The sequence below is a fragment of the candidate division WOR-3 bacterium genome (assembly GCA_039804025.1).
Classification (GTDB): Bacteria; Hydrothermota; Hydrothermia; order Hydrothermales; family JAJRUZ01; genus JBCNVI01.
In genome coordinates this window covers 45,411-54,558 of record JBDRZP010000017.1, presented here as the reverse complement: position 1 = coordinate 54,558, position 9,148 = coordinate 45,411, and the positions used below count along the sequence as shown (strand labels likewise).

The following is a 9,148-nucleotide window of genomic DNA, read 5'->3' as shown; positions in this document are numbered from 1 at the left end:
CTTGGTTTAAGAAGATTTAAGGCAGAAATTACCTCCTGTCCAGGTTGTGGAAGAACAAAATCCTCTTATTTTAGGGAAATTGCTGAAAAAGTAAGTCTCTATCTCGAGGAAAAATCAAAGGTAGATGATAGGTATAAAAATTTAAAAGTTGCTGTAATGGGTTGTGTTGTAAATGGTCCAGGTGAATCAAAATTTGCTGATATTGGTCTTTCCCTTCCAGGTATTGGTGAAAAAAAAGCTGCAATTTATGTTAAAGGTAAGTTTAAAAAAAGTATTGAAATTGAAAAAGCTGAAGAGGAACTTATAAGTGAAATTGAAAACTTTATCAAAAATAACTAAAAAGGAGGTAATATGTTTAAAAGTTTATATAAAAAACTCCTATTTTTCTTAATCACTTTTAATTTTCTTTTTTCTCAAATAGGCCCAACTTTTGGTATAAGAGAAAATCCACCTATGGTATATGCACTTATAAATGCTAAAATAATAGTAAAGTCAGGTTTAGTAATTGAAAATGGAAAAATAGTGATAAGGAAGGGGATTATTGAGAAGGTGGGGAAGGATATTGAGATACCATCTGATGCATATGCTATTGACCTTAAAGGAAAATGGGTTTATCCAGGATTTATAGAACCCTATTTTATTTATAAGGGTGAAAAGAAGATTGAAACTACTTCAGGTTCTACTTACTCATTTTTTCCAGGCTCAAAGGAAAAAAAGGAAATTAAAAAGGGTGTTTATTACTGGAATGATAATGTGAATCCTCAGGTAGATATAGCGGATATATATTTTCCTGATGAAAAGATGATAAAGGATTATGTTTCAAATGGTTTTACAGCAGCACTTTTTGTTCCTGAAAAGGGTATTTTTAAAGGTAAAAGTAGTCTTTTTTCCCTTTTAAATGAGAAACCAAGTTTAACCCTTTTAAAGAAGGATGTTTTTGAACATATAAGTTTTGATGTTAAAGAAGATGAAGATTATCCGAATTCTCTTATGGGTGCTATTGCTTTAATAAGACAAGTTTTTTATGATGTTATATGGCATAAAAAGGTATGGGAAAATTACGAGAAAAATAAAAGTGAGAAAAAACCTGAATTTATAAAGAATTTAAAAGACCTTGAGGATTTCCTTTATGGTAAAAAGAAGGTAATTTTTGAAACAAAGGATGATCTTTATATTTACAGGGCAAAAAAAATAGCAAGAGAATTTAATCTTGATTATACTGTCCTTGGATCAGGTTATGAATACAGGCAAATTGAACTTTTAAAGGAATTTAAAAATCCTATAATAATACCCTTAAATTTTGAAGAGGATTTAAAATTTGAAACACCTGAAGAGGCATTAAATATTCCTTTAAGTAAACTTTTACATTATAAATATTCTTCTTATAACCCCTATTTACTCTATAAAAATAAAATCGAATTTGCTTTAACAACTTATGGATTAAAAAGTCCTTCTGAATTCTGGGATAATTTAAAAAAGATAATAGAAAGGGGTTTTCCTGAAGAATACGCTTTAAAAGCATTAACTGAAATACCAGCGAAACTACTTGGAATAGATGATAAAATGGGATCAATAGAAAAAGGTAAACTTGCCCATCTTTTAATAACTGATGGTGATATTTTTAAAGAAGGAAAAATTTACGAAGTTTTTATTGATGGAAAAAGAATTATAATTAGAAAAGAATTTCCTGATTTAGAAGGTAAATGGGAAATTGTTTTGAATATAGAAAAAAAGGAAATCAAAGGAGAAATTGAATTAAAGGGAACAGAGGATAAATACTCTGGAACATTCATTTATGGTGATAAAAAAATAAATATTGATAAGATTAAACTTGATTTTGCCCACATTAACCTTGTTCTTAATGGTAAAGAGATTGGATTTGAAGGACTTTTAAATTTAAGTGGAAAGTTTGAAGATGGAATAATTATCGGAAAAGGGATTTTACCTGATGGAAGAATTTTTGATTTTCAGATGAATTTTAAGGAAAAGATAAAAAAGGAAGAGGAGAAAAAAGAAACTCTTACAAAATTTGAGGATGTTGAATTTTTCTTTCCCATGACTGCCTATGGTTACGAAAAATTACCTGAAACCCCTCAATATATACTTGTAAAGGATGCTACCTTATGGACTGCAAGTGATAAGGGTATTCTTGAAGGTTATGATATGTTAGTTGAAAATGGGAAAATTAAAAAGATTTCAAAAGATATTGAGCCTCCAAAAAATGCTATTATAATAAATGGAAAAGGAAAGCATGTAACACCCGGAATTATTGATCCTCATTCTCACATAGCAGTAACAGGTGATGTAAATGAGTCAGGTGATGCAATTACTTCTGAGGTGAGAATTGAAGATGTTTTGAATCCTTATGATATTGAAATTTATAGGGTTTTATCAGGTGGGGTTACAATGACGGCAGTTCTTCATGGTTCAGCAAACCCAATAGGCGGTCAGTGTGCTGTTATTAAATTAAAGTGGGGTTCTAAAAATCCTGAGGAACTTTTATATAAAAAGGCTCCTCCTCTACTTAAATTTGCTCTTGGAGAAAATCCAAAACAATCAAACTGGGAAATCCCAACTAAAAGATATCCGAAAACAAGAATGGGAGTGAGAGAAATAATAAGGGATAATTTTTTAGCTGCCCTTGATTACGAGAAAAAATTAAAGGATAAGGGAGAAATTATAAGGAGAGATCTTGAAAAGGAGGCAATACTTGAAGTTTTAAGGAATAAAAGATTTGCATGGGTTCATTCTTATAGGCAAGATGAGATTTTAATGTTTATAAATCTCGCAAAAGAATTTGGGATAAAAAATGTTAGTTTTCAACATGCTCTTGAGGCTTATAAAGTTGCAGAGAAAATAAAAGAAGCAGGTTTTTCTGTTACAACCTTTTCAGATTGGTGGGCATATAAATTTGAAGTTTACGATGCTATTCCTTATGGCGCTTATCTTATGTATAAAACAGGTGTTTTGACCTCCCTTCATTCTGATTTTTCAGAAGTTGCAAGGAGGTTGAATTCTGAAGCAGCAAAAATAGTTAAATATGGGGGTTTAAAAAAAGAGGAAGCTATAAAACTTATTACAATTAATCCGGCTAAACAGTTAGGTGTAGATAAATATGTGGGTTCTCTTGAAGAAGGGAAGGAAGCAGATTTTGTTATATGGGATAATGACCCTCTTTCACCTTTCAGTAAGGTTCTTGAAGTTTATATTGAGGGTAGAAAATTTTTTGATAGAGAAATGGATTTAAAATTAAGGGAAAGGGATAAAAAATTAAAGATGGAACTTGTTAATTACTACCTCAATAATAAATATAAAACAAAATCTAAACCATCTTTTGAAAAATTTAAAATGGGGGGTTAAAAATGAAAAAAACATTTATAGTTTCATTTTTAGTTTCCTTACTTTATTCAAATATTCAGATTCCCGGCGAACCTCAAAAAGGATATCTTGCACTTATTAACGGATTTATTCATACAGTTACAAATGGAGATATTGAAAATGGTCAGATTTTAATTAAGGATGGTAAGATTGTTGATCTCGGTAAAGAAATAAAAATTCCAGAAAATTCTGTTATTATAGATTTTAAAGGGAATCATGTTTATCCAGGTTTTATAGATGCAAATTCAATTATAGGACTTATCGAGATTTCTTCTATTGAGGCAACTCTTGATTATGCTGAGGTTCTTGATTTTAACCCAAATGCAAGGGCAGAGGTCGCGATAAATCCTGATAGTGAACTTTTACCTGTTACAAGGGCAAATGGAATTTTAATAAGTAATGTTGTTCCTCAAGGGGGTATAATAACAGGTAGTTCATCAGTTATAATGCTTGATGGTTGGACAAATGAGGATATGGTTTTAAAAAGCATATCAGGAATTCATCTCAAATGGCCTTCAAAAAGGGAGTTTTCATACAGATTTTACATGAGACCAAAATCAGAGGAAGAACTTTTAAAAGAATATGAAGAAAAGGTTAAAAAGATCAAGGAATTTTTTGAGGATGCTTATTCCTATTTAAAAGCTAAGTATTCTGATAAAAAATTAGGTGAATTTTATGATACAGATGAGAGGTTTGAAGCAATGATCCCACTTTTAAAAGGTGAGGTGCCCCTATTTATTCATGCTGATGGGTATTACGAGATAAGAGATGCTCTTGATTTTTTTGGTAATTTTAAAAATATTAGGTTAATTTTGGTTGGGGGTTACGATTCATGGAGGTTGGCTTACGAATTGAAGAGTAAGAATATTCCTGTAATAATAACAGGGATACACACAAATCCTATTAGAGAAGATGACCCATATGACGAGCCTTTTACTTTGCCTTATAAACTTTATAAAGAAGGTGTTAAGTTCTGTATAGCAAATTCAGCGAGTGCTTTTTCAGCGAGTAATGCGAGGAATCTTCCCTATAAGGTGAGTACTGCCTGTGCTTTTGGTTTGCCTTTAGAAGAGGGTATAAAGTCAATAACAATTTATGCTGCTGAAATTCTCGGTATATCGGATAGAGTTGGTTCAATTGAAAAGGGTAAGGATGCAACTTTAATAGTTACAGATGGTAATCCTCTTGATATAAAGACGAATGTTTTAATGGCATTTATTCAGGGTAAAAAAGTTGATCTTGAAAGTAAACAAACTTTGCTTTTTAAGAAGTATTTAAAGAAATATAAAGATTCAGGGTTAATCTCAGATAGTCCTTAATCTTTAAAGGGTTTTATTGAAGCTAAATAGTTTCTTTTTTGTAAAAAATTTGTAAATTTAATAGATTATAATTAAAAAAAGGAGGTTAAAAAATGAAAAAATTAATAATTATAATTGTATGTATCTTATCTCTAAAATCTCAGACAATAATAAATGAGTCAAACTGGCCATATGGATTGAATCAGATAGGAAATCAGTGGCAATGGTATGCTAATTCTTCACCTATTGCTGTTAATATGGATTCTTTAATTAACCAGACTAATGTATGGCATTTTGAGACAGGACCAACTGCTCAAGTTTGGACAAGTACTTTACTTGATTTGACAAATGTTCCAGGAAATCCACCTCCTGGTTCTCAGTTTGCTGAAAGACAACAAATAACAGGTCAGCCTTTAACTTATATGTATGAATCAGAAAATTCAAATGGTATGTATGTTTATGGGTTTTACAATCAATCTTATGGTCAGATAAATTATTCTCCATACTGGATACCTTATAAATTTCCAATGCAACTTGGTTCTAACTGGATAACTCAATACAATTGGGAATTTTATGGGGATGTTGTTCATGAGGAATATAATGATACAGTTGTCAGGGAGGGGATTCTTTATTTACCTGATCCCTTAGGAGGTCCTTATCCATGTCTTGTAATTAGGCAGAGATATCATGCCTATGATGATTACGGAATAATAAATGAGTATAGGTATATCTATGAATGGGTTGTCCCGAATCTTGGTTCAGCGGCTACCATTATGAGTCAATCGCCTGAAATGAATCCTTATTTTACAACAGCTGAAAGATATATAAGACTTAAAAGTGCAACATTAAATGAAGTAAGTCCACCCACTTTTTCCCAAACAGAACTTTTTTCTTCTTCCTGTTATGGTCCTTTCATAGTAAAAAGTAAAATTACAGATCCTTCAGGAATTTATACTGATTCACTTTATTATAAATTTTCTAATACAGGATGGGTTAGAGTTTATCATGATAGTGTTAAAAACAATGTTTATTATTTTACGATACCACAGGTCAATCCACCAGTGACTTGTAATTATTATATTGTAGCATATGACAATTCAACTAATCATAATAGGGGAACAGATCCACAGGGAGCTCCTTTAAATACTTATTCTTTCTTTTTTATTGATCCCCAGCAGGATAATTTTCCACCTAAATTTTACAACACAACAGTATGGCATGATACATCTTACGCGGGTCCCTATCCAGTAAAATCTACGATTATAGATTCTGGAGGATGTATAGATTTTGCTTTATTATATTATAGAATCGGGGGAAGTGGTCCTTATAATGCCAAATTTCCTGACTCAGTAAAAGAGAACACTTATTATTTTAAAATACCTCAGGTTATTCCTCCAACAGTGATAGAATATTATTTAATGGCTCAAGATTATTCTTATAATGGAAATGTTGGATACGATCCACAGAATGCTCCTAATTCAGTTTATATATTTAATGTTATTGATAATATGCCCCCTTCTTTTACAGGTACAACAGTATGGCGTGATACTACTTTTAATGGACCTTTCCCTGTAAAATCAGTTATAAAAGATCCTGCTGGTATACAATGGGCAAGAATATACTTTAAAATTTTTACTAATCCATGGGATTCACTTCCCTATGATTCTGTTAAAGGTGATACTTTTCATTTTCATATCCCACCTATTACTCAAACATCTATAATAAGATATTATTTAAAAGCAAAGGATAATAACCAGAATGTTGGAAGAGATCCCTCTAATCCGACCCAGTATTATCAATTTATTGCAAACTATGTTAATGTGGATGAAAATTTAGTTAATAGAGGTGAACTTGTATTTAATGAAGATATAAAAAATAAAAAGTTATACTTATTTGTTCCTGAAGAGGATTTTATATCTTTAAAAATCTATAAGGCTAATGGGGGGTTAATGAAGAAAATTTTAGAGGGTAAAGTAAATAGAGGTGTTTATGAATTTTCCTTTAAAGAATTAAAAAGGGGAATATACTTTATTGTGCTGAATTCAGAAAAAAATAAAAAAATAAGAAAAATGCTATGTGTAAGGTAACACTTTTTTTATTTACACTTTTAGGAATTATAAAAATAGAAGATGTTAAGAAAAATTCCTCTTCATATGTGGAAAATCAGATTCTGATTAAATTAAAAAAAGGTGTGAAGGAAGATGAATTTTTTTCTAAAAATGGTTTAAAGATATTAAGAAAAAGCCAATATGGGAATTTTTATACAGTTTTCACAGAAGAAAATATAGAAAAGATGATCGATAAGTTAAAAACTGAAAGTGAAGTTATGTATGTTCAGCCAAATGTTAAGTGGTATATAACTCTTCATGATATAAAATGGATACCGAATGATCCCTATCTTTCTTATCAATGGCATTTTTCTAAAATAAGACTTTTTCAAGCCTGGGATATTGAACAGGGAGGAAAAAGCGAAGTTAAAGTGGGTGTTCTTGATACAGGTTGTGCTTTTGAAGATTTTCCTGTCCCAATTTACGAGAGAGATGAAGTAAATTCTGATTGGTATAAAAAAGCACCTGATTTTGATAGGGCTAATTTTATAAACGGTTTTGATTTTGTCCATAATGATTTTCATCCTAATGATGATCACGGTCACGGAACATTTGTTTCAGCAACAATAATTGAAAGCACGAATAATGGAAAAGGTGTTGCAGGAATAGCATTCAACATAACCCTTATGCCAATAAAGGTTATAAATTCTTATGGATGGGGTTCAACTGATTGGGTAACAGATGGACTTTACTATGCAGTAGAGCACGGTTGTAATATTATAAATATGAGCATTGCATCCGCAGTTGATCCAGGTCCTATATTCTATGAGGCAATTCAATATGCATATTCAAAAGGGGTAATAATGGTTGCTGGTGCAGGAAATAGCGCCTATCGCGAACCCTATTTCCCTGCAGCATATAAAGAAGTAATAGGGGTCGGAGCAACAAATTCAGCTGATTCCTTAACTTTTTATTCCAATTATGGTGATACAATAGATGTTGTTGCGCCAGGTGGAGATTTAATAGATAGAGATGGAAATGGTTTTCCTGACCTTGTTGTTCAACAGACAATTGGAATGAGGGAAATAGGTTTTCCAAAACCAAAACCTGATACCTTTTTTTATGTAGGAATGGCTGGAACTTCAATGGCCACTCCACATGTGTCAGGTGTTATTGCGTTAATGCTTTCTCATAAGATACCCACTAAAAATATAAGGAAAATACTGAGAATTTATTCAAAAGATTTAGGAACGAGAGGTTATGATACTTTATATGGATTTGGTAGAATAGATGCTTTTTATGCCCTTGGAGGAGGTGATACAGTAGGACCTTCTATTTTAAACACAACAATATGGACAGATACAAATTTTTCTGGTCCTTTTCTTATATGGTCCGAGATTAAAGATCTGTTTGGCTTGAAAAATAAAAAATTATTTTATAAATTTAACAGTGAACCATGGGATTCACTTTTTCCATGTGATTCTTTTTTATCTAAATTCTTATTTTTGATTCCTAATGTTAATGGTCCTACCTTTATAAGATACTATTTGAAAGCAAAAGACCTTTCAGATAATATATCTTTTGACCCTGAAAATGCACCAACAATTACATACGGTTTTTTTGTTAATGTATCGAATATTGAGGAAAATGTTAAAAAAGAAGAAAATAAAATAATAATTTTTTATGATATAACCGGAAGAAAAATAAATGAAAATTTAAGAAAAAGAAAAATTTATTTTATAAAAGAAAGAAAAAAATTTAAAAAAATTATTACCTTTTAAGTTCTATAACGAAAAAAGTATAACCATTTTGTGGTAAAACACTTTCCCTTTGTAATGTATATGTATGAGAACCTGCACCAGGTTCATCATAACTTACAAGAGTTACACCAAAGTAACCATATTGACCATACAAAATATCATAATATCCTCCTCCGCAAGCACTTGCTATAGGTGTTCCATCTCTTAAAACTCTTATAAATCCATCAACAGCACCTCCAGAAGCATTAGTCTGTAAGTGAGCATATATTAAAACAACAGAACCATCTTCTCCTGTTCCATGTGATGTATAATTAAGCGTTGCAACATTAGTCCAGCTTATTCCAGAGGGTTCATAATAACTTTTTGATCCCACAAATCCCTGATTATAAAAATCACCAAGTAAGTGGAATCTTGACAATGGATTATCTGTTCCGATACCCACATTAGGATTTACTCCGCCAGAATTATCAAGAGCGTAAATCTGGTTTGTTCCATAATTTACTTCCCAGCCCATTTTAGGCTGTATCCAAAAAATTTTGTTTTCTTCTTTTCTGGAACCAGAAGATGATATGATTAATCCTGAAAGGATTAAATTTGTAATACCACCAGCCATTATACTCAGTATAATGTTTTTCATCTTAAACCTCCTTTTTATAGTAGATTA

The 9,148-nt window shown here is 31.2% G+C and carries 6 protein-coding genes; 5 read left to right on the top strand and 1 reads right to left on the bottom strand.

The features are described 5' to 3' along the window. The 5 genes from ABIN73_07275 to ABIN73_07255 all read left to right on the top strand — a co-directional run. A partial coding sequence (locus tag ABIN73_07275) for a flavodoxin-dependent (E)-4-hydroxy-3-methylbut-2-enyl-diphosphate synthase (GenBank protein MEO0269524.1) occupies positions 1 to 339 on the top strand: 339 nt, incomplete at its 5' end. A 12-nt stretch (positions 340 to 351) separates the two neighbouring features. Then, the gene (locus tag ABIN73_07270) at positions 352 to 3,360 is read left to right on the top strand and encodes an amidohydrolase family protein (protein ID MEO0269523.1); all 3,009 of its coding nucleotides are present in this window, start codon (positions 352 to 354) and stop codon (positions 3,358 to 3,360) included. Positions 3,361 to 3,362: 2 nt separating this feature from the next. After that, entirely contained in the window at positions 3,363 to 4,697 is a 1,335-nt protein-coding gene (locus tag ABIN73_07265; GenBank protein MEO0269522.1) for an amidohydrolase family protein, read from the top strand. A gap of 92 nt (positions 4,698 to 4,789) precedes the next feature. After that, on the top strand, positions 4,790 to 6,763 hold the full coding sequence (locus tag ABIN73_07260; GenBank protein MEO0269521.1) for a hypothetical protein: 1,974 nt from the start codon (positions 4,790 to 4,792) through the stop codon (positions 6,761 to 6,763). Next, the gene (locus tag ABIN73_07255) at positions 6,751 to 8,505 is read left to right on the top strand and encodes a S8 family peptidase (protein ID MEO0269520.1); all 1,755 of its coding nucleotides are present in this window, start codon (positions 6,751 to 6,753) and stop codon (positions 8,503 to 8,505) included. Before ABIN73_07260 ends, ABIN73_07255 begins: the two co-directional genes overlap by 13 nt. Here ABIN73_07255 and ABIN73_07250 read toward each other — a convergent pair. Next, a complete protein-coding gene (locus ABIN73_07250) occupies positions 8,495 to 9,121 on the bottom strand; it encodes a hypothetical protein (GenBank protein MEO0269519.1) in 627 nt (208 codons plus the stop codon). The two genes, ABIN73_07255 and ABIN73_07250, sit on opposite strands and share 11 nt — an antisense overlap. Positions 9,122 to 9,148 lie beyond the last annotated feature (27 nt).